General features: G+C 36.9%; 22 protein-coding genes and 1 rRNA gene. 16 read left to right on the forward strand and 7 right to left on the reverse strand.

Features of this window, described 5'->3' with window-relative positions; genetic code table 11:
* Positions 1-38: 38 nt before the first annotated feature.
* Positions 39-1,085, reverse strand: a complete 1,047-nt coding sequence (locus tag NKG37_RS11195; protein ID WP_169187975.1) for a lactonase family protein — start codon at positions 1,083-1,085, stop codon at positions 39-41.
* 320 nt (positions 1,086-1,405) lie between these two features.
* Between NKG37_RS11195 and NKG37_RS11200 the strand changes: the two genes are divergently transcribed.
* Both NKG37_RS11200 and NKG37_RS11205 read left to right on the forward strand, forming a co-directional pair.
* The gene (locus NKG37_RS11200) at positions 1,406-2,482 is read left to right on the forward strand and encodes an ATP-grasp domain-containing protein (protein ID WP_224427595.1); all 1,077 of its coding nucleotides are present in this window, start codon (positions 1,406-1,408) and stop codon (positions 2,480-2,482) included.
* A 334-nt stretch (positions 2,483-2,816) separates the two neighbouring features.
* Positions 2,817-3,002, forward strand: a complete 186-nt coding sequence (locus NKG37_RS11205; RefSeq protein WP_016202759.1) for a hypothetical protein — start codon at positions 2,817-2,819, stop codon at positions 3,000-3,002.
* Between the two features lie 293 nt (positions 3,003-3,295).
* On the opposite strand, the gene NKG37_RS11210 is transcribed toward NKG37_RS11205, so the two are convergent.
* Entirely contained in the window at positions 3,296-3,412 is a 117-nt protein-coding gene (locus tag NKG37_RS11210) for a YfhE family protein (protein ID WP_084668702.1), read from the reverse strand.
* Positions 3,413-3,692: 280 nt separating this feature from the next.
* On the opposite strand from NKG37_RS11210, the gene recX reads away from it, so the two are divergent.
* The gene (recX, locus tag NKG37_RS11215) at positions 3,693-4,502 is read left to right on the forward strand and encodes a recombination regulator RecX (protein ID WP_169187978.1); all 810 of its coding nucleotides are present in this window, start codon (positions 3,693-3,695) and stop codon (positions 4,500-4,502) included.
* Between the two features lie 56 nt (positions 4,503-4,558).
* Positions 4,559-4,879, forward strand: coding sequence for a YfhH family protein (locus tag NKG37_RS11220; RefSeq protein ID WP_016202761.1), 321 nt, complete (start codon positions 4,559-4,561; stop codon positions 4,877-4,879).
* 59 nt (positions 4,880-4,938) lie between these two features.
* Here the strand turns inward: NKG37_RS11220 and NKG37_RS11225 are convergent, their stop codons facing one another.
* Complete coding sequence (locus tag NKG37_RS11225; protein WP_016202762.1) at positions 4,939-5,088, reverse strand: small, acid-soluble spore protein K; 150 nt, start codon at positions 5,086-5,088, stop codon at positions 4,939-4,941.
* A 127-nt stretch (positions 5,089-5,215) separates the two neighbouring features.
* On the opposite strand from NKG37_RS11225, the gene NKG37_RS11230 reads away from it, so the two are divergent.
* Positions 5,216-5,485, forward strand: coding sequence for a YfhJ family protein (locus tag NKG37_RS11230; protein ID WP_016202763.1), 270 nt, complete (start codon positions 5,216-5,218; stop codon positions 5,483-5,485).
* A 547-nt stretch (positions 5,486-6,032) separates the two neighbouring features.
* Here NKG37_RS11230 and NKG37_RS11235 read toward each other — a convergent pair.
* Positions 6,033-7,013, reverse strand: coding sequence for a metal-dependent hydrolase (locus NKG37_RS11235; protein WP_254416222.1), 981 nt, complete (start codon positions 7,011-7,013; stop codon positions 6,033-6,035).
* 418 nt (positions 7,014-7,431) lie between these two features.
* On the opposite strand from NKG37_RS11235, the gene mutY reads away from it, so the two are divergent.
* A complete protein-coding gene (gene mutY, locus NKG37_RS11240; RefSeq protein ID WP_169187979.1) occupies positions 7,432-8,538 on the forward strand; it encodes an A/G-specific adenine glycosylase in 1,107 nt (368 codons plus the stop codon).
* 24 nt (positions 8,539-8,562) lie between these two features.
* Here the strand turns inward: mutY and NKG37_RS11245 are convergent, their stop codons facing one another.
* Positions 8,563-8,787: a hypothetical protein gene (locus NKG37_RS11245; protein ID WP_101729585.1), complete on the reverse strand. Its 225-nt coding sequence runs from the start codon at positions 8,785-8,787 to the stop codon at positions 8,563-8,565.
* A gap of 118 nt (positions 8,788-8,905) precedes the next feature.
* Here NKG37_RS11245 and fabL point away from each other — a divergent pair, with 118 nt between their 5' ends.
* The 5 genes from fabL to NKG37_RS11270 all read left to right on the forward strand — a co-directional run bounded on the left by fabL (position 8,906) and on the right by NKG37_RS11270 (position 13,529).
* Positions 8,906-9,649 (forward strand): enoyl-[acyl-carrier-protein] reductase FabL, encoded by a 744-nt coding sequence (gene fabL / locus NKG37_RS11250; protein ID WP_169189615.1) that lies wholly within the window; start codon positions 8,906-8,908, stop codon positions 9,647-9,649.
* 178 nt (positions 9,650-9,827) lie between these two features.
* On the forward strand, positions 9,828-10,010 hold the full coding sequence (locus NKG37_RS11255) for a gamma-type small acid-soluble spore protein (RefSeq protein WP_016202768.1): 183 nt from the start codon (positions 9,828-9,830) through the stop codon (positions 10,008-10,010).
* A gap of 286 nt (positions 10,011-10,296) precedes the next feature.
* Positions 10,297-10,560: a YgaB family protein gene (locus NKG37_RS11260; protein ID WP_016202769.1), complete on the forward strand. Its 264-nt coding sequence runs from the start codon at positions 10,297-10,299 to the stop codon at positions 10,558-10,560.
* 192 nt (positions 10,561-10,752) lie between these two features.
* Positions 10,753-11,283: a nucleoside tri-diphosphate phosphatase gene (locus NKG37_RS11265; RefSeq protein WP_254416223.1), complete on the forward strand. Its 531-nt coding sequence runs from the start codon at positions 10,753-10,755 to the stop codon at positions 11,281-11,283.
* A gap of 497 nt (positions 11,284-11,780) precedes the next feature.
* Positions 11,781-13,529, forward strand: coding sequence for an ABC transporter ATP-binding protein (locus NKG37_RS11270; protein ID WP_169187980.1), 1,749 nt, complete (start codon positions 11,781-11,783; stop codon positions 13,527-13,529).
* 110 nt (positions 13,530-13,639) lie between these two features.
* Here NKG37_RS11270 and NKG37_RS11275 read toward each other — a convergent pair whose 3' ends face one another.
* Together NKG37_RS11275 and NKG37_RS11280 are read right to left on the reverse strand one after the other, a co-directional pair.
* Positions 13,640-14,725 (reverse strand): FUSC family protein, encoded by a 1,086-nt coding sequence (locus NKG37_RS11275; RefSeq protein WP_016202772.1) that lies wholly within the window; start codon positions 14,723-14,725, stop codon positions 13,640-13,642.
* 327 nt (positions 14,726-15,052) lie between these two features.
* Positions 15,053-16,357, reverse strand: a complete 1,305-nt coding sequence (locus tag NKG37_RS11280) for a glutamate-1-semialdehyde 2,1-aminomutase (RefSeq protein ID WP_254416224.1) — start codon at positions 16,355-16,357, stop codon at positions 15,053-15,055.
* Between the two features lie 198 nt (positions 16,358-16,555).
* Here NKG37_RS11280 and NKG37_RS11285 point away from each other — a divergent pair, with 198 nt between their 5' ends.
* The 5 genes from NKG37_RS11285 to NKG37_RS11305 all read left to right on the forward strand — a co-directional run bounded on the left by NKG37_RS11285 (position 16,556) and on the right by NKG37_RS11305 (position 21,513).
* Positions 16,556-16,960 carry an ion channel gene (locus tag NKG37_RS11285; protein ID WP_101729582.1) on the forward strand — a complete coding sequence of 135 codons (405 nt, stop codon included), beginning with the start codon at positions 16,556-16,558 and terminating at the stop codon, positions 16,958-16,960.
* Between the two features lie 69 nt (positions 16,961-17,029).
* Positions 17,030-17,500, forward strand: coding sequence for a thioredoxin-dependent thiol peroxidase (bcp, locus tag NKG37_RS11290; RefSeq protein ID WP_254416225.1), 471 nt, complete (start codon positions 17,030-17,032; stop codon positions 17,498-17,500).
* Between the two features lie 412 nt (positions 17,501-17,912).
* Positions 17,913-18,350: a peroxide-responsive transcriptional repressor PerR gene (gene perR / locus NKG37_RS11295; RefSeq protein WP_161798420.1), complete on the forward strand. Its 438-nt coding sequence runs from the start codon at positions 17,913-17,915 to the stop codon at positions 18,348-18,350.
* Between the two features lie 450 nt (positions 18,351-18,800).
* On the forward strand, positions 18,801-19,673 hold the full coding sequence (locus NKG37_RS11300; protein WP_016202778.1) for a nucleotidyltransferase-like protein: 873 nt from the start codon (positions 18,801-18,803) through the stop codon (positions 19,671-19,673).
* A 291-nt stretch (positions 19,674-19,964) separates the two neighbouring features.
* Positions 19,965-21,513 (forward strand): 16S ribosomal RNA (locus tag NKG37_RS11305).
* Positions 21,514-21,516: the final 3 nt, after the last annotated feature.

Below are 21,516 nucleotides of genomic sequence, written 5' to 3' on the forward strand. Positions count from 1 at the left end.
CTTTTAATTAAGAGACCTTCTCCTTTTTCACGACTATATTAATGATTTAAAAATTTTACACAAACTGGTTCTGGTGCCTCGATTTCTGATTGCAATAAAGTTAGTTTTCCTGTAACCGTATCTCTTTCAAATAAAGTCAGTGTATCTGATTGTTCATTTGATGCAAGTAGGAATTGTTCTGTTGGATCTAAAACAAAATCTCTTGGCCAGTTTCCTTCTGTAGAAGTTCGGTCGATAAAGGTTAATTGACCAGTTTCGCTATTTACTTGGAAGATAGCGATAGAATTATGCCCGCGGTTACCAGCATAAACATAGTTTCCGTCTGAAGAAAGATGGATTGCACTTCCTTGGCTATTTTCCGTGAAATCAATTGGTAAAGTAGAGATGTATTGTAATTCCTCAAATGCTCCAGTTTCGGAGTTAAAAGATAAAGCAATGACTTCATTGCTTAATTCTGTCATGACATAAGCAAATTTCCCATTAGGGTGGAAGGCAATATGTCGTGGGCCGCTTCCAGGTTTAACGGATAAACTGCTAACTTCTTCTAGCATCCCGTTAACAAGCTTGTAAGTATCTACTCGGTCTGTTCCTAAATCAACAGATACAGCATATTGATTATTAGGACTGAAACCAGCAAAATGCATATGGGGTTTTTCTTGGCGAGCAGTATTAGGCCCTGTCCCAGAATGTTCAATAATAGAGGCAACACTGTTTAGCGATCCATCTGTATTTAATGGGTAGGATTCGGCCGTTCCTTTATGATAGTTTGCAGAAAGGACGATTGTTTTATCTGCATCCACACTTACATGACAAGGAGATGCCCCTTCTGAATATTCGCTGTTAATAAGTGAAAGGCTGCCATCTGATTGAATAGAATAAGCAGAAACACCACCTAAAGAACCTTCTTTACCAACTGCAAATAAGTGCTTATTATCGTTTGTAACCGTTAAATAGGTAGGGTTTTCAATTTCAGCAACAAGCGAAACATCCGTAATTTTTTTCGCATCTGTATCTAATACAAATGAATAAATACCTTTACTAGTTTTCTTTGTATATGTGCCAATGTAGCCAGTGAATTTTGTCATAAACAGATCTCCTTTAACATTTTTACAAAATTAATACTATTTATTAATTATAGCATGAGCCTAATAGAATGGTACAAATTAGCATCTGTCTATACAAATAAAAGTATTATTTCTTTCTATTTTCCCTTATTTGCTAACTTGAAACAAGTGATGAAATTTGAATTTTCAGCAAACAATGTTTGGGCATGCAGGAATTTGACGGTGCTTGTCGAATTTCTTGTTTAATAATAAGAATAAAAATAGAGAAGACAATCCATACTAAAAAATTCAGGAAGAAGCTAAAAAGTGGAAATCATTAGTATAGCTGAAAGGATAGGATAATGAAGAAAAGAATTTGGTTTAATCAATGGTTCACAACTGTTGCACACTTTATTGAAATGATTCGGTATAATTCAGATGGGATTGAATTTGAAGTATACGGTACATCTACCAATGAAAATGCTCTCTATTTAAGTTACTGTGATGCTGCATTTATGGAGCCTGATACATATGGGGAAGAGTATGTTCAATTCTGCATAGCGTTTTGTCGTACACATTCGATAGATATATTTGTTCCTCGTAAGGAAAATGTTCTTATTTCCAAGCACATTAAGCAATTTGCTGAGTTGGGAGTGAAGGTACTGGTTTGTCCAGATGCTCGGTTAATGGAAATGCTCGATGATAAGGAAGCTACCTATCGATTAATAGAAAATCACTCTCTCTTGAAAAACTATGTTTCAATTCCAGAGTACTTCATTGTAACGAATGCAGAAGCATTTAAAACTACGTATAACCGTTTAAAGGAGATGGGACATAAAGTATGCTTCAAGCCTGTAATAGGGGAAGGCGGCAACGGTTTTCGACTAATTAAAGATCAATTGGATACCATTGAGGAGTTATTTTACAAAGGCGTTTCCCATCAAATCACCTTTGAACATGCATACACTATTTTGAAACAACAAGCAGTATTTCCTCCTTTAATGGTGCTGGAATATTTGGATGGGACAGAGTATAGTATTGATTGTTTAGCCTATGATGGAGAACTAATGGCAGCTATCCCAAGAAAAAAAGGCAAAGGAAGAGTAAGGGAATTAGAAGAAAATCAAGAATTAATAACATTAGCAGAAAAAATAAATGAGGCTTTGGAGATTCCATTTGTCTATAATATTCAAGTTAAATATAAGGATGGAAAGCCGAAACTATTAGAGATTAATCCGAGGATGTCGGGAGGACTCCATTATAGCTGTCTTGCAGGAATCAATATGCCTTATCGAGCGGTAAAGGTATTAATAATGGGCAATAAAGCTATAGAACGTATAGAGCCGCATTTTGGAATTAAATCAAGCTATTTAGAAAAGGAAGTCATATTGAAAGATATTACTGAAAAAATTTCACAGGAAAGAGCGTTTTTTTCCTAATTGTAGCACCTAAGTATAGTTTGTAGAGAAAAGTCGAATTCTTAGCATAAAAAGAATTCGACTTTTTTGAATGGATATTCATTGAACGATTCTTGCATATGAAAAAAAACAGTTTATCGACAAAAAGATTTTGTAAACACTTTCGTAAAATGTTCTTTATAAAAAACAAAAAATATTGACATAGCGAACAGATAAGTTTATATTTAAATATATAAAGGGGGATTTATATAAAATCGTTCTCAATAAAGAACTAGTGAATAGAACATAAAAATACTTAGACTATATATTTTCTCGTCTTGTTCTTTATTATGAATCAGTAAAAGGGGGAATAATGATGAAATCTGTATTAATAAAAATGAAAATCAACCAAAGCATGCGTCTTGCGAATAAGTATTCATTGAAGTCCAATAAAGCAAGGGGAGGGTTAGAAAGAAATCATTATTTCCAAAAGTATATTTTTTACTATAATAGAGCTCAGTTATTAGAAGAAGACAGAATCAAGAATAAAGCAGCTATATAAAAGAAAGTTATTAGTAGCCATCATATTATTATTTTACCTTTTGAAGTAGGTCTTAGCCATATAAGTGGAAAGGCCTATTTTATTGTATTTTCAGAAAATAACCGTTGTGGAAAAACTATTAGGTTATTAACGTATTTACTCACAACAAAAAGGTTGTAAATATAGTATTCCACAGCTTTATCCATATTATCAACAGGTAACGTATGTGTTTATCCACAGAAATGTAAGGGTTTTACAAAAAAGAGGAAGAAGATTGTTCTTATCCAATCTCTTCCTTTTTAAATGTCTTTTTCTTATTTATTATCTTTTCTACTAGCAGCTCGATCAGCTATTTTAAATTCATTCTGATATGTTACTGCTTGCATGCTAGATAGTGTATGCTTCGGTTTTTGTTTTTTCTTTCCTTCCACTTTACAACATTCCTTTCCATTTCGAGTATGTTCTTTATTCTTTCCTAGTTAGATAAAATAGATTCAGAATGTGAACGAATTTTGTTAAAGGCAAAAGTACTGCGATTCTCCTTTTAATATGCTACATTCTAATTAGATAAAGTGAAACTTTCATCAGTGGGGGTTTTCTTTGGCCCCCATTGATGGCTAGTTGAACCAATCGGACCTTTATGGACAGTTAGAGTGGGACAAAAGTTGCGAGAAAGAAAAAGTTAAAAATAGATAATGATGTGGTGATTGGATGATTATAAGTAAAATTACAAGGCAAAAGGAATTGAATGACCGCTACAATATATTTACGATGAAGCAGGGCAAAGATGTTTATGCCTTTAGTGTGGATGAGGCTGTATTAGTTAAATACCAGTTGCGAAAAGGGATGGAGTTAGATTCTCTTTTATTAAATCAAATCCAGTATACGGATGAAATAAGAAAAGGCTATCATACGGCAGTTAGATATTTGGCTAAAGTGAAAAGAACGGAAATGGAAGTAAGAACACATCTCTCTGCTAAAATGGAAAATGATTCATTAGTTTCGGAAGTGATGACGAAATTAACAGATATGAAATTTATCGATGATGAAGATTATGCTTTTTCTTATGTGCGCACCCAGCGCAATACGACAACAAAAGGGCCAGAAGCAATTAAAAGAGAACTGAAGGAAAAAGGAATTCGGATGGAATTAATTGATCGTGCGATGGAGGAGCTTTCCTATGAGGATCAAGTGCTGGCGGCCCAAAAGATTGTTGTAAAGTTTTTAGCTGGAAAGAACAAGGATTCAAAGAAGATATTAATGCAGAAGCTAGATCAGACACTAGTGAGAAAGGGCTATACAGCTGATATTATTCAAGAAGTAAAAAGAATGCCGGAGATTCTTGAAATGGATACAGATGAATTAGAAACCGTTCGTATTCATGGCGAGAAGGCAAGAAGAAAATATGCTAAATATACAGGATATGAATTTACGCAAAAGATGAAGCAATTTTTATACCGTAAAGGATTCTCGATGGATCTTATCGAACAGTATTTAGACGAAATAGAAAGGGAAATCTAATTTTTTGCCGATTCCAGAGAATTTTATTAAACTAGTTGGTAGTGGAGGGAATATAAATGCTGACAAAAAGATATAGCATGATGACAGAACATGAGCTCCGTATGGAAATATCCACTTTAAATGATCAAGCAAAAAAGGCAGAACAGCTTGGAATGGTTAATGAATATGCCGTTTTAGAAAGAAAAGCGGTTCTTGCAAAATCCTATTTATTAGATCCGAAAGAATATAAAGCAAATGAAGTATATGAAATAGAAGGAGCTCCTGGAGTTCTTTTTCAAATCGATTATATGAATGGTGTGTTTGCCTGGGGAAGACGCAAGGTGGAAGGCAGCCAAGAAGAAGGGATTCCTATCGCCCTTTTAAAAAAGAAAAAATGAGTAAGGAGGAGGGACCGGAAATGGTCTCTCCCTCTTTCCTACAGAAATAAACGTTTTTCTTATTTTTTAGGTTTGCGATGAGAGGAAGCGTGCATTCTCTCTTGAGGATGTGTATTGATTGTGCCATTTGCTCTTTTAGAAGCGTATTCCGCTTTCGCTCTCGGTTCCCCTTCAAGCTTAACATCATTTGGATTATCTACATTTCCCATCGTTATACCTCCAAGAATTAACTAAGTAAACAGTAATAAACTCATTTTTGTTTATCACTATGGATAGTATTTGTTATACACCAGCAATCTATAAGTAAAAATAGAAAAAGAAAGAAGGAATGAAACGATGCATGAAGCACAAAAGAAATTAGTCGAACGGCTATTAGAGCTTAATTCTTTTATTTCAGTAGGGCAAGCACAGACATGGGTTGAATTATTATGGGAAGATTTTGAAGCTACTTATGCCAAAGCGGGTCGGAAATATCAAGGCGAAGAAGTAACAGAAAAAGTAGTCAGCCAGTGGATTGAGAACTATGGTGGAAAGCTTCATGAATTTGTGGCAGAAAACCCAAAATATAAAGAATTCCTGACAGATGACAAAAAGAAATTACATTAAGAAGAAGCGAGACTAGGACATAATAAAATAAAAAATAGGTAAAGGCGAACATGCTCTAATTTAGCACTTAAATGGTTCTTTCCCTATACTCGTTATTTATGTTTCTTAATATAGTTAAGTATAGAAACTATGTTGTTCCATTGCGCTACAGACACTCGCTTTCCGCGGGGAGGAAGCTGAGCCCCCTCCTTACATGCACTGCGGGGTCTCAGCCTTTCCTCTACTTCCTCCCGCAGGAGTCGAGTGTCTTCCGCTCCATTTCCCTTCATTTTTAAAGGCTATTTTCTAAAACCTAATTCTTTTACTAAGAAAAAAATGAAATAGATTGGAAAATGAAGCAGCCTGAATACTCGTAGACTCCGGTGGGCCAGCGCGAGCCCCACGGAAAGCGAAGTGTATTCAGGCTGCAGGTGATTATCACAAACCTTCTTTTTTACATGAATAAAAACCCAAACAATGATACGAACTATTTTTTACATCAATCTTCGTATCATTGTTCGGGTTTATCTTCGGCTGGAATACTTATATCCCAGCTTCATTTTTCATACTAGTTGGTAAGGATATCGAGTTTCTTCTTTAGTTTATCTTCACTAAAGATCCATCCTGTGTAAGAGGTTATGATATTCAAGTTTAAATCAAGATGAACGACAGCCACAAACGGATAATGTCCATTACTTCGATAGCGTAAGTCGATAAACCGAACTTGGTATTGGTCCTCCAGTTCTTGTATTTCCCAACGGAATACAGGAGAAAAGGATAAGAAAGCAGATAAGTTCTTATCTTTTTGTGCTGCTGCAAGTACCGGTGTACTTGGAACCGGAGTGCGATGGAATTTATCGTAAATTTCAATTTCGTGCTGATGAGAGCGGCCAACATAAAAGTATTCCTCTGTCATAACCGCGATACGCCAATGGTTATATCTCATTGTTGGCGATAAAATAATTTCCGTTGCATCTGGAATCATCTTTTTAACACTTCTTTTTACCTTCAGCTGTGTAAAGATGCGAAGTAAATAATAGCCAATAAGCACAATAAAAAGGGTTAAAAAGGTATATCCAGGATTTGCACCAAATACCCAAAACAAGATAGCTACAATATGCAGAGAGAAAATGATTGGATCAAATGTATTAATAATCCCTAATGCAACCCATTTATTTGTAAAAGGACGTAGGGCCTGTGTTCCATAAGCGTTGAAAATATCAACAAAAACATGCAGGAAGACCGCTATAAAAGTCCACAGCCATAAATGGAATAGATTCACCTCTGGAAAAACTGGGTACAGAACCGCAAGAATGACTAGCGGCCATAGGATGACTGCCGGTATGGAGTGGGTTACGCCACGATGATTGCGTATATAAACAGCATTGTTTCTTAATTTTAATACTGTATCGATATCTGGTATTTGTGAGCCGATGATTGTTGCGATGATGACACTTGTCGTTGTTGCAGGGTTTGAAGCAACAACAGGGTCTAGTGTAGCAAGCCCACCAAGAGCAATCCCCATAACGATATGTGTTCCTGTATCCAAAATACCAAACCTCCCTGATTTTTCTCTCCGAATTATTTGGATGAAAACACCATAATTACAATAAAAATATCCTTTTCTTTTTTCTCAACAAAAGATACACTACAAACAGTTAAAGAAATTCGCATAACGAAAAATGCGGATAATGTTATTAAATAATAAATATAGCTGACAAACAATCGGACAATCGCGTAATTTTTTTTAAATAGCTCTTCTATTTAAAATGAGGAAAATTTACTTATTTATACTTCATTTAGATATTAAATTGGCGAGGATAGTTTTAAATTTGATAGTTGAATTTGTAATACTTTCATTCTATCCCATTCCATCCTATGATGCATACCATGTCCAAAAGAATAAAAAGAAATCTATTTAATGTTATTCCCCAAAAAAATTAATAATTAACATCTGGAGGTTTATAGTGACAGAAAGGCAAGAAATCATTAAAAATCAAGTGAATGTCGAGCAATTTAGAGAAGATTTATTAAATTGGTTTACGGAAGAACAAAGAGAGCTTCCATGGAGACAAGATCAAGATCCCTATAAAGTATGGGTATCTGAAATCATGCTCCAGCAAACAAAGGTCGATACGGTTATCCCATATTTTAATCGATTCGTTTCTCAATTTCCAACAATAGAGGCATTGTCTAAAGCGGAAGAAGAGAAGGTATTAAAAGCTTGGGAAGGATTGGGGTATTATTCAAGAGCAAGAAATTTACATGCTGCCGTTAAGGAAGTTCATGAAAAATACGGAGGAAAAGTTCCTAACACGCCTAAAGAAATTGCAGGCTTAAAGGGAGTCGGCCCTTACACAGCTGGCGCGATTTTAAGTATTGCATATGGAGTGCCAGAGCCGGCAGTAGATGGAAATGTAATGAGAGTTTTATCAAGAATCCTATCTATTTGGGAAGATATCGCCAAACCGAAAACAAGAAAAACATTTGAAGAAGCAGTACGTGTTCTTATCTCGCATGAGAATCCTTCTTATTTTAATCAAGCACTTATGGAACTTGGTGCCCTAATTTGTACACCTACTTCTCCTTCGTGTCTGCTTTGTCCAGTGAGGGAACATTGTCATGCCTTTGATGAAGGGACAGTAACAGAGCTTCCTGTAAAGACAAAAAGTAAGAAACAAAAGACGGTACAGCTTGCGGCAGTCGTCTTGACAGATGAGAATGGAAGAACATTGATTCATAAGCGACCAAATACAGGGTTGCTGGCGAATCTATGGGAGTTTCCTAATATGGAAATCGTTCAAGTGTTGAGAAGTGAGAAAACACAGCTTGAAGAAAAGCTTTTAGAAGACTATCAGGCTAAAGTGGAAGTTGGCGAAATGATTACAAGAATTGAACATGTTTTTTCCCATTTAATTTGGAATATCAATGTATATAGTGGAAAATTAATTGATTTAAAAGAGGAAAAAGAAGATTTACGAAGAGTGAATGCAGAAGAAATTGAACCTTTCCCGTTCCCAGTGTCTCATCAAAAGATGCTGAAATTTTTACCAGAGCAAGTGAAGAAAGGGTGACCATATATGGGTGGTCACTCTTTCTTAATCATAGCTTACTTCTGTTCCGTGTGTATAATCAGCTTCGTTTCTTTTTAATCCGCCTCTATTTTCAATTTCCTCTATTATTCCACGGTGAATACTAGTACCTTCACTATTGAGATAGGGAGTCATTTGCTGCAAGGAATGATGAAAATAGGCAAGTTCAGTATCCTTCCAATCAGATTTCGCAATCATTGCTAATTCGGTCATATCTCTTCCAACATACATATTAAATACCTTCCTTTACTTTTCCCGTATTACTGTTTATTGTGCGAATCTTGATTGCGAACTATGCATGAATAGAGGTAAAATGAGAAGTAAATGGATGGGAAAGGAATTAAAAAGAATGACAAACAAAGTAGCATTAATTACCGGAAGTAGTAGAGGAATTGGAAAAGAAACAGCGATCCGCTTAGCAAAAGAAGGCTATGATATTGTAATAAACTATGCAAGAAGCAAAAAGGCAGCACAAGAAACAGCTGATGAAATTACGGCATTAGGAAGAAAAGTTCTATTAGTAAAAGCAAATGTTGGCGATGTGGATAAAATAAAAGCAATGTTTGCAGCAGTAAAAGAAGAATTTGGAAGACTCGATGTTTTTATTAATAATGCAGCATCTGGGGTATTAAGACCAATTATGGAATTAGAAGAATCTCATTGGAATTGGACGATGAATATTAACAGTAAAGCATTATTATTCTGTGCTCAAGAAGCGGCAAAGTTAATGGATAAAGGTGGCAAAATTGTTAGCATCAGTTCATTAGGAGCGATTCGCTATTTAGAGAACTATACAACTGTTGGTGTTAGTAAAGCGGCAGTTGAGGCATTAACAAGATATTTAGCGGTTGAATTAGCACCGAAAAATATTGTGGTAAATGCCGTGTCCGGTGGTGCAGTAGATACAGAAGCTTTAACACATTTCCCAAATAGAGAAGAATTGCTTCAAGCTGCCGCTGAAAAAACACCTGCTGGCAGAATGGTTGAAATGGAAGACCTTGTTAATGCAGTTATGTTTTTAGTAAGTGACGATTCAAGCATGATCAGAGGACAAACGATTATTGTTGATGGTGGTATTTCATTACTAGTATAAGACGTTACTCGCAACAATTTTACTAAAAAGCATTGGTATAAGAAGAGGGGATTTTCCTATTAAGGAGAATTCCCTTTTAATTTGATCGGAATAGATTTTCTGGATTTTATTGGTAATAAAAAACTTTGGATAGAACTGAAACGTCTGGGACAAATTAATATGCGTGGAGGTGATATTCATGGCTAAAAAATCTGGTGTAACTCAAACTGGAACTAACATTCAAGAAGTAAAACAACAAAACGCTCAATCTGCTGGTCAAGGTCAGTATGGTACTGAATTTGCTAGCGAAACAAGCACTGCAGAAGTAAAAAAATATAACCAACAAGCAGAAGCTAAAAAAGCTAAAAACTCTAGCAAATAATGCAAACAAAGGGCACTTCACTTACGGGAGAGTGCCCTTTGCTTTCGTCAAAAATAGTCATCATCTTTATTATTATTATTTTTTTAGTAGACGTTTAATGGTTACATAATTGTATTGAGGCTGTGAATTAGACTAGAATGTTCGACAAAACTTCTCTTTTGTCTACAGAAGTAGTCAAAGGAATAAACATACATACGAAGAAATAGTAAAAGGAAGATTTAATAGAAAAGGGTCTATTTATATACAAATGCAGAACCTAAATTAAAAGAGTAGGATGTGTTTTTTCATGGATGTATTTAACGGATTAGTTGGAGAACAAATGCGAATAATGGAAAAACTGTTATATTTACAAGGCGAATTAGAACGGTGTGAAGAAATAGAGGCACAATTACAAATACTACAAAAAGAAACGGAATTAAAAGAAGTGCAAATAGAAATTATTAACATGAAAGAAGAGCTTAAAGAAATACAGAAAATTTTTGAAATCCAAACAGAAAAGGTCATTAGAGTGTACCAAGAAAATGAACTGAAACTATCTTCTAGTTCATAAAAATATGGAATATTTAAAACCATTGTGTAATTTCAATGGTTCTTTTGTTTTAAATTTACTAGAGAACCGTTATAATAAGAAATAAGAAAAAAGAGGAATCGTACTTTGTTGCCTTAAATGAAATAATGAATTGCTTTTAGTATGTAACAGGTTACAAAGCGTCCGTAAATAGAAAGTAGGGGAGAAATAAAAATGGGCGTACCTATCGAGGGTGAACCAATACAAATTCACAGTTACAAGCATAATGGGCACATCCATCGAATCTGGGACGAAACAACGATACTTAAAGGGACGCAGAACTTAATAATAGGTGGTAATGATCGTACAATTGTTACGGAATCAGATGGAAGAACGTGGGTAACGCGTGAACCTGCAATCTGTTATTTTCATTCACAACAATGGTTTAATGTCATTGGCATGCTTAGAGAAGATGGCATTTATTATTATTGCAACCTAAGCTCCCCGTTTATATACGATGGAGAGGCACTTAAGTATATTGATTATGATTTGGATATCAAAATATTTCCGGATATGACATTTAATTTATTAGATGAAGATGAGTACGAAAGACATCGCCAAGAAATGAAATATCCAGAGGTTATTGATCATATTTTGAAAACGCAAGTAAATCAATTAATACAATGGATAAGACAAAGAAAAGGTCCCTTTGCACCAGATTTTGTTGATTTGTGGTATGAAAGATACTTAACGTACAGAAGTTAATATGGAAGACTGAAAAAAGCATGTTGAATTTCAGCAGGCTTTTTTCTTATGCATAAGCTTCGAATAGTGATAAAATAGTTCCTTGTTATTAAAGTGTGAAAGAATTTAGAAGAGAATGATGGTGGTTAAAAATCTTAGGGAGCGTTTTCGGTTGGTGGCATGAGGAAGAGGAAATAGAGAGGGGATCTCTGAGCCTGTTTTGATTTTAAAAGAGAGAAAAATGGACCAGAGAAGGCTCCTCAGTGTCCGTTTGGACGTTGGAAGAGGGAAAAAGGGAACAGAGAGAGCCTATCAGAGCCCATCCCGCTTTCGAAAAAGCAAAATGCAATTTTAAGGTGGTCAGTAGGCTGCAAATTATTTATCAATGTAGCTTAACACTCTAAAGTGGAAATCAACGAACTCCATTAAAAAAGGTATTTTCGAGAAAGAATCACAATCAAGTTTTCCAAACAGAAAAAACGGAAATAAAACAAGTGCAACAAGAGAGGGGAGTATATGTGGATAGTATTAAAAGGTATATGACCTTTGTAAAGCCATACCGATGGCAAATCATTGGGACAATCATCATCGGTATTGTGAAATTTGCGATACCGCTATTAATACCATTGCTATTGAAGTACGTAATCGATGACATAATCAATAACACGACCTTAGACCAGGCAACTAAAATGAGTAATCTATGGACAATCATGATCATCACGATGATTATTTTTATTGTGGTGAGACCGCCGATTGAATATTACCGTCAATATTTCGCACAATGGACTTCTAATAAAATATTATATGATATCAGAGATCAGCTTTTTATGCACCTGCAAAAATTAAGCTTGAAGTATTATTCCAATACCCGTGCAGGAGAAGTTATTTCCCGTGTAATAAATGATGTGGAACAAACAAAAAACTTCATTTTGACTGGTTTAATGAACTTGTGGTTAGATGCCGTAACGATTTTAATCACAATTGGAATCATGTTTACGATGGATGTGAAGTTAACCTTTGTCTCTATTATTTTGTTACCGTTTTATGCCCTTTCCGTAAGCTATTTCTTCGGTAATTTACGTAAATTAACAAGAGAAAGATCCCAGGCTTTAGCTGGTGTGCAAAGCTTTTTACATGAAAGAGTTCAAGGGATTTCTGTTATTAAAAGCTTTGCTACCGAAGATCATGAACAAAAGCATTTTCAAAAGTATAATAATACCTTTTTAGAAAAAGCAGTCGATCATACGAAATGGAATGCTAAAGCATTTGCTGTAGTTAATACCATTACCGATATTTCTCCATTGATTGTGATTGCTTATTCAGGCTATCAAGTGTTGAATGGCGATTTATCTTTAGGAGCGATGATGGCATTTTTTGCTTATATTGAAAGATTGTATAATCCGTTAAGAAGACTAGTGAATTCCTCCACGACGTTGACGCAATCGATCGCGTCCATGGACCGGGTATTTGATTTAATTGATGAAAAATACGATATTCAAGATAAGCCAAATGCTGTTCCTTGTAGAAATGTAAAAGGAGACATTACTTTTGAAGAAGTGGATTTTGCCTATGATACAAAAGATCCGAAAGTGTTAAATAATATTTCCTTACATATTAAGCAAGGAGAGACAGTGGCTTTTGTGGGAATGAGCGGTGGAGGTAAGTCCTCGTTAATCAGTCTTATTCCGAGATTCTTTGATGTTACCGGTGGAAGAATTCTCTTAGATGGAAAAGATATACGAGATTTGCAAGCGCGTTCCTTAAGAGACCAAATCGGTATGGTTCTACAAGAAAATATTCTCTTTAGTGAATCGATTAGAGAGAATATTATGATTGGAAACCCGAATGCAGCGGAAGAGGAAGTGATTGCAGCTGCAAAAGCGGCGAATGCCCATGACTTTATTATGCAGTTGCCGGAAGGGTATGAAACGAAAGTAGGAGAACGAGGCGTGAAATTAAGTGGGGGACAAAAGCAAAGAGTAGCTATTGCTCGCGTGTTCTTGAAAAATCCGCCCATCTTAATTTTGGACGAGGCAACTTCTGCTTTAGACTTAGAAAGTGAACAATCGATTCAAGAGTCTATTGAAGCATTGGCAAAAGATAGAACGACTTTAATTGTGGCTCATCGTCTATCTACTATTACGCATGCTGATCGGATTATCTTAATCGAACACGGTAAAATCATGGAAGATGGCACACATGATGAACTGATGAAGTTACAAGGTCATTATCATGATCTATTTCAAATACAACAATTAGGAAATTAAAAGCAAAAGGGAACCAGAAAATCGTTTCTGGTTCCCTTTTTTCCATGAAGAAAGTTTACGTTTTTGCAGTCAATTTAGTGTCTAAACCCTGGGTGTCCAGAGTTTTTTTCTTATTCTTCAATCGTTACATCAGCCTCATGCTGATGATGCACTTGAATGGACGTAATTAATGTATCAAGATGCTCTACATTCTCGTCATATTCAATGATAGCAGAGACGATTTGCATCATATGGTATTGCTTCAATTCTTCTTCATTTTCATGCACCGTTAACTCTGTCTCTTTATAGTAATTCATTAATTCCTGAAACAGCATGTTACGGTCAAGAGAAATGCTGCCTTCTTCAAAAACAACATTTGGCTTTACTTTGCCAATAAATTTAAGCATAACATGTTCGTGATGATGAATCAGACAGTCGAGCTGTTGCTGGATGATATGCTGTAACTCTTCTGGCAAGCTCAATAGCTCATTTTCATAACGATGAATCTTTTTCAATGTTTGAAAAGATTTTTTCAATGTCGCAATCATTTGACGATAAATTACTAATTTCCTTGTTTTTAATAAGGTTGTCTTTTTGAAGTAATTTCGTTCTTCTTTATAGAGCGTATATAATTGATCTATTTTCATTAACCGATCAGACATTTTATCAATATCGTTCTTTAGTAGGCTGTGCTCAGAGGCATGTCTAATGTTCAAACGAATCCACTTCGTTATTTCCTCACTCATATCAGAAATATGATTGTACAATTTATTTTCATACTTAGGTGGTAGAAAAATCAGATTGACGGTCGATGCAGAAAGAATTCCTAGCATCACGGTGGAAAAACGGATTATCGCAAAGGTAATGAAATCATCTGTCGGTGACTCCATAATCGCGATTAGTGTTACCACGGATAACGTAATCGTTTTTTCTAAGTTTAATTTCAAGTTGATGGTAATAACAATGATTGCTGCAAGTCCGATGATAAAGACATTGTTTCCAAAGCTTAATACAAAGATGACTGCAATAATAGCGCCAATGATATTGCCTTGTACTTGTTCGATAATAGATAAATAAGATCGATAGACGGTTGGTTGTATGGCAAAAATGGCAGAAATTCCTGCGAAAACAGGAGTTGGTGCATTTAATAGTTGTGCTAAAAATAAAGCTAAAACGATGGCGATTCCTGTTTTCAGAATACGCGCTCCTAGTGTCATAAATAAGTGTTCCTTTCCTTTAATGTTACTAACATATATTCTTATACCCCTTACTTTTTGCGAAAAACACGAAAAGTAAACACAATAATGTACTATACAGTGATTAGATGCTAACTTCAATAGACTAATGCCTGATTTTTTCTTTTTTCGATCGTTTTTAAAAAAATGGACATATTGTTGTTAAATTTGAAATGGATTTAAACTATATTAGTGGTGTAAAACGTTCTAATGGGTGGGGATTTCTGCTGCAAAAACAGTTGGTGGAATTTAGTTGGAGTTTCATTAAAAAAGGTCCAGTATTGTACTGAACCTTTTCTTAACTACTAGTTAAAACTTATATTCTTCTTTTAGTGTTGCGAATGCTTGATCTACTGCGTGTAGGGTTGCTTCGATATCATCTTCTGTGTGTGCGATGGTGATAAACCATGCTTCGTATTTGGATGGTGCTAGCATGATTCCTTGTTCTACTAATAGTTTAAAGAAGCGGCCGAACATTTCGCCGTCTGTGTTTTCTGCTTGTTTGTAGTTGGATACTTTTTCGGTTGTAAAGTATACAGTTAGTGCACCTTTTAAGCGGTTGATAGTAATGGGAACATTGTATTGTGTTGCTGCTTCTAGTATTCCTTTTTCCAACAGTGCACCTAATTTGTCTAGATAATCATATACGCCTTCTTGCTTTAATACTTCTAGACAAGCAATTCCTGCTTGGATGGATGCTGGGTTTCCGGCATGTGTTCCTGCTTGATAAGCTGGACCAATTGGTGCCACTTGATCCATGATTTCTCTTTTGCCGCCATATGCACCGATTGGAAGACCGCCGCCAATCACTTTTCCTAATGCTGTTAAATCAGGCTGAACACCAAGTAAGTCTTGTGCTCCCCCGTAAGTAAAGCGGAAAGCGGTGATCACTTCATCATAAATAACAAGTGCACCTGCTTTATGTGTTAGGTCATTGATTCCTTGCAAAAAGCCTTCCACTGGTTCCACGATACCGAAGTTACCAACGATTGGCTCTACTAGAACAGCTGCAACCTGATCGCCCCATTTATCTAATGCTTCTTTATAGGCATCTAAATCATTGAAAGGAACAGTGATGACATCTGCTGCAATGACTGCTGGCACACCGGCAGAATCTGGAGTACCAAGTGTAGAAGGGCCAGATCCAGCTGCAACTAATACAGGATCAGAGTGACCATGGTAACAGCCAGCAAATTTAATGACTTTATTTCTACCAGTGTAAGCACGAGCGACGCGAATCGTTGTCATAACAGCTTCTGTTCCGGAATTCATAAAACGGATTTTTTCCAGAGAAGGAATTGCCTCCTGAAGCATTTTCGCAAATGTGACTTCATGCGGTGTTGGTGTACCAAATAATAGTCCAGTTTCGGCTGCACGCGTTACTGCTTTTGTAATATGTGGGTGAGCATGTCCTGTAACAATCGGACCATATGCAGCTAAATAATCGATATATTGATTTCCGTCGACATCAAAGAAGTAAGCTCCTTGCCCTCTTTCCATAACAACCGGTGAGCCGCCGCCAACAGCTTTGTAAGAGCGAGAAGGACTGTTGACTCCTCCAACAATAATATCTAAAGCTTCTTCATGTAAACGTTCTGAATTGGTATGTAACATATAAACCTCCTATAAATCGTATCATTCTATAAAAATACCTTCCCTCATTTTAGCACTTTTTGAAAGAAGATAAAGGGAAACAGCTTTTTCGTCCACTTCCAATAGAGGAAATGGATAAACGAATAAATACACAAGACAAGCATAGATATTAATGATGGAGCCATTAAATACTTTGCAAGGAAGTAAGGGGGTAAGGAAATGTTTTATGTCTTATTAGCACTCATTCTATTTTTTATTGCGATGAGCTTAAAAACACTGTTTGTTCCTTACCGCAGAAAAGAAAAATGGGTATCGTTTGAAAATTTTATGTATCTAATTTTTGTCTATATCACCATTATGATAGGCTTTGGATTAATCTATACGTTATTCCAAATGAACGGAATTCCTGTTTATAATGATGGACAGGCGCCATCTTTGAACTATGATTTTTTTCATACTTTACATACTAGTATATATTTTAGCGGAGTGACCTTATTCTCTGTAGGCTTTGGCGATTTAATGCCGATCGGGATGGGAAGAATGGTTGTATTAGTGGAGGCGTTAATCGGTTATACGATTCCAGCCGCCTTTGTGGCACGGGCGGTATTTGATATGAACAACTAGTAAATCCCTTTTCTTGATTCATGGCAGCAAATTAGGTAGGCTTGTATAAAAAGGAAAAGGCGGGATACGATGTCTATTCATATTGGAGAAACAGTTCCAGACTTTGAACTAGAAGCAAATAATGGTGAAAAAATAAAACTTTCCGATTTTCGCGGAAAGAATGTTGTCTTATACTTTTATCCGAAAGATATGACACCTGGATGTACAACAGAAGCATGTGATTTTCGCGATAACCACGAAGATTTCAAAGGATTTAATACAGTAGTACTAGGAGTAAGCCCAGATCCGATTTCAAGACACCAGAAGTTTATTGAAAAACATGAGCTGCCATTCCCGTTATTATCCGACGAAAATCATGAAGTAGCCGAAAGCTTTGACGTCTGGAAGTTAAAAAAGAACTTCGGAAAAGAGTATATGGGAATTGAAAGATCGACCTTCTTGATTGACAAAGAAGGGAAGCTTGCTCAAGAATGGAAGAAAGTAAAAGTAGCTGGCCATATAGATGAAATCAAACAAGCATTAGAAAAAATCGAAGCCTAATTTTTATGGTAGGGACTTTTGTCCACTCATTAAAAGGGGAGGAGCATATTGTATAGTGAGCATATACCTCCTCATATATATGTCGGTGGCCAACGAACAGTTCGTTGGTCTTTTTTTTGTAAGTGAATCTTATAGGAGTCACTCCTATAAAGAGAAGAAATGGATAAATATTCTGGTGAAAGTTATTGTTTTATAAGCATATAATGAAAGTAGATTATCAATAACATTCAATAATTCACTCTTATCTAATAGTAGGTATTGTTAAATAATCATTATTGTGTTTTCAGATTGTTCATACATCTATAAAACCGCGTTATTACAGTAACTGTATTGACAAAACCCTCCTATTATTAGTACACTATTTATAAACATTATAAAATAAGAATATCTTTTAGAAATGGGGTGCATGTCCGTGGAACATAATGAGTTGCAAGAAGCTCTTGATAAGCTGAAAGAAACAGGAGTGCGCATTACCCCGCAGCGTCATGCGATACTTGAATATTTAATAAGCTCAATGTCACATCCGACTGCCGATGAAATTTATAAAGCACTTGAAGGTAAATTTCCGAATATGAGTGTAGCCACTGTTTATAATAATTTAAGAGTTTTTCGTGAAGTAAATTTAGTAAAGGAACTGACATATGGAGATTCTTCCAGCCGGTTTGATTTCATTACTTCTCACCATTATCATATTATCTGTAAAGAGTGTGGCAAAATAGTTGATTTCCATTATCCAGGACTTGATGAGGTCGAGCAATTTGCTAGCCATGTTTCAGGATTCAAAATCAGCCACCACCGTCTGGAAATTTACGGTACTTGTCCTGATTGTGCTCAAAAAGAAGCGCACTAATGTAGAAAATAGAAGAGGTTGTCTTTTAAGTCTCGCTTTTGTAGGAAATATACGAAGCGTTTCTTTAAAAGATACCCTCTTTTTTCTGTTCATTAGTTAGGCTGTTTTCTAAAATGAATAAGTTGGAAAAAAAGAGCAGCTGGAATACACCTAGAAGCCACGAGGATTAGCGAGACAGTCTGAGACCCTGGAAGGCTCAGCGCGAGCCCTAAGGAAAGCGAAGCGTATTTCGGCTGCGGGTTATAGCAACATACTTTACGAAAACAGTCATTGTTTAAAATTATGCTCGGATAATAGTTGGATGATTTCAGCCAAAAAAAGTAATTCTATTTTTAAACAAGTTGTAGTAAGATTTCATGTATGCCATGGAAATAGGGCAGGATTTTAAGAGAAAATGTCGAAAACAATACGAAACGAATAAAATTTATTCATGGAGATGGAGGAATAACGATGGAAGATATTCTTCGTCCTATATATCAAGAAAGAGCTAGCCAGACAAATACATTGGGCGTATTAATCATTGATAAAAAACAAAATGAAATGACCGTGACAGATACTTTTGATACAGTGATGCTTATTATTGTGAAAGAAGCAGAGCAACCTGTTTTTATAAAGCACTATACATATGCGGAAAAGAAAGCAGCATTACATATTGTCACAGAAAAACAATTAAGAAGCTGGATCTTATTAGGAAATAATAAAAGAATCTTTGAATGGATATACAATGGGAGAGTTGTTTTTGATCGTAATGAATTTATTTATGAACTCAAAAATGAATTAAAAGAATTTCCCATCAATGAAAGAAAACAAAAAATGGCGCTAGAATTCGCGAAGCTTATTAAACGATATATGGATGGGAAAGCGTTCTTTGAAAATAAACATTATTTGGACGCGTATAACGATATTGTTCATTCCTTACACCATTTAGCTCGTTTAGCTGTTATTGAAAATGGATTCCATCCAGAAGTAACGGTATGGAGCCAAGTAAAACAAATGGAGCCAGAAATCTATAAACTATATGTAGAGTTAGTAAATAGTGATGAGCCGATTGAAAAAAGGCTCGAGCTTTTATTCTTAGCAAGTGAATTTTTAATTCATTCGAGAATGAGAACAAGTACAAGCTATATTCTCGATATATTAAAAGAGAAGGAAGCTTGGACATTTAATGAGCTTTTAGAAAAAGAAGCGTTACTTATCTTTTCGGTTGATTTAGGAATGCTAATAGAATATTTGATTGATAAACATCTAATAGAAGTAGTGAATATCTCAACGAAAAGCCCAGGGGTTTATCACCGATGTTATCGAGTTTTAGAAAAAAAATAAAAAAGTTTTGGGAAAAGTGTTGACCATTATTGAAGAATAATGTTATATTAATATCCGTCGCTGAAACAACACAAAACGTTGAAGTAAACGACGGAAAAGATTTTTGAAAAAGCTATTGACATCGAATGTTGATGGATGGTATATTAGGAAAGTCGCTTCTTAAGTGGCTAACTAAATTGCTCTTTGAAAACTGAACAAACAAACGTCAACAATAATCGTTTTATAATGAATGTTATAAAACAAAAACAAGTAATACAAAAGCTAGAGTTTAGCAATGAGCTAATCAACTCTTTATTGGAGAGTTTGATCCTGGCTCAGGACGAACGCTGGCGGCGTGCCTAATACATGCAAGTCGAGCGGACTTTAAAAGCTTGCTTTTGAAGTTAGCGGCGGACGGGTGAGTAACACGTGGGCAACCTGCCTGTAAGACTGGGATAACTTCGGGAAACCGGAGCTAATACCGGATAATCCTTTTCCTCTCATGAGGAAAAGCTGAAAGACGGCATCTCGCTGTCACTTACAGATGGGCCCGCGGCGCATTAGCTAGTTGGTGAGGTAACGGCTCACCAAGGCAACGATGCGTAGCCGACCTGAGAGGGTGATCGGCCACACTGGGACTGAGACACGGCCCAGACTCCTACGGGAGGCAGCAGTAGGGAATCTTCCGCAATGGACGAAAGTCTGACGGAGCAACGCCGCGTGAGTGATGAAGGTTTTCGGATCGTAAAGCTCTGTTGTTAGGGAAGAACAAGTACAAGAGTAACTGCTTGTACCTTGACGGTACCTAACCAGAAAGCCACGGCTAACTACGTGCCAGCAGCCGCGGTAATACGTAGGTGGCAAGCGTTGTCCGGAATTATTGGGCGTAAAGCGCGCGCAGGCGGTCCTTTAAGTCTGATGTGAAAGCCCACGGCTCAACCGTGGAGGGTCATTGGAAACTGGGGGACTTGAGTGCAGAAGAGAAGAGTGGAATTCCACGTGTAGCGGTGAAATGCGTAGAGATGTGGAGGAACACCAGTGGCGAAGGCGACTCTTTGGTCTGTAACTGACGCTGAGGCGCGAAAGCGTGGGGAGCAAACAGGATTAGATACCCTGGTAGTCCACGCCGTAAACGATGAGTGCTAAGTGTTAGAGGGTTTCCGCCCTTTAGTGCTGCAGCAAACGCATTAAGCACTCCGCCTGGGGAGTACGGCCGCAAGGCTGAAACTCAAAGGAATTGACGGGGGCCCGCACAAGCGGTGGAGCATGTGGTTTAATTCGAAGCAACGCGAAGAACCTTACCAGGTCTTGACATCCTCTGACACTCCTAGAGATAGGACGTTCCCCTTCGGGGGACAGAGTGACAGGTGGTGCATGGTTGTCGTCAGCTCGTGTCGTGAGATGTTGGGTTAAGTCCCGCAACGAGCGCAACCCTTGATCTTAGTTGCCAGCATTAAGTTGGGCACTCTAAGGTGACTGCCGGTGACAAACCGGAGGAAGGTGGGGATGACGTCAAATCATCATGCCCCTTATGACCTGGGCTACACACGTGCTACAATGGATGGTACAAAGGGCAGCAAAACCGCGAGGTCGAGCAAATCCCATAAAACCATTCTCAGTTCGGATTGTAGGCTGCAACTCGCCTACATGAAGCTGGAATCGCTAGTAATCGCGGATCAGCATGCCGCGGTGAATACGTTCCCGGGCCTTGTACACACCGCCCGTCACACCACGAGAGTTTGTAACACCCGAAGTCGGTGGGGTAACCTTTTGGAGCCAGCCGCCTAAGGTGGGATAGATGATTGGGGTGAAGTCGTAACAAGGTAGCCGTATCGGAAGGTGCGGCTGGATCACCTCCTTTCTA

This window comes from Niallia sp. RD1 (genome assembly GCF_024219955.1).
GTDB lineage: Bacteria > Bacillota > Bacilli > Bacillales > Cytobacillaceae > Niallia > Niallia alba.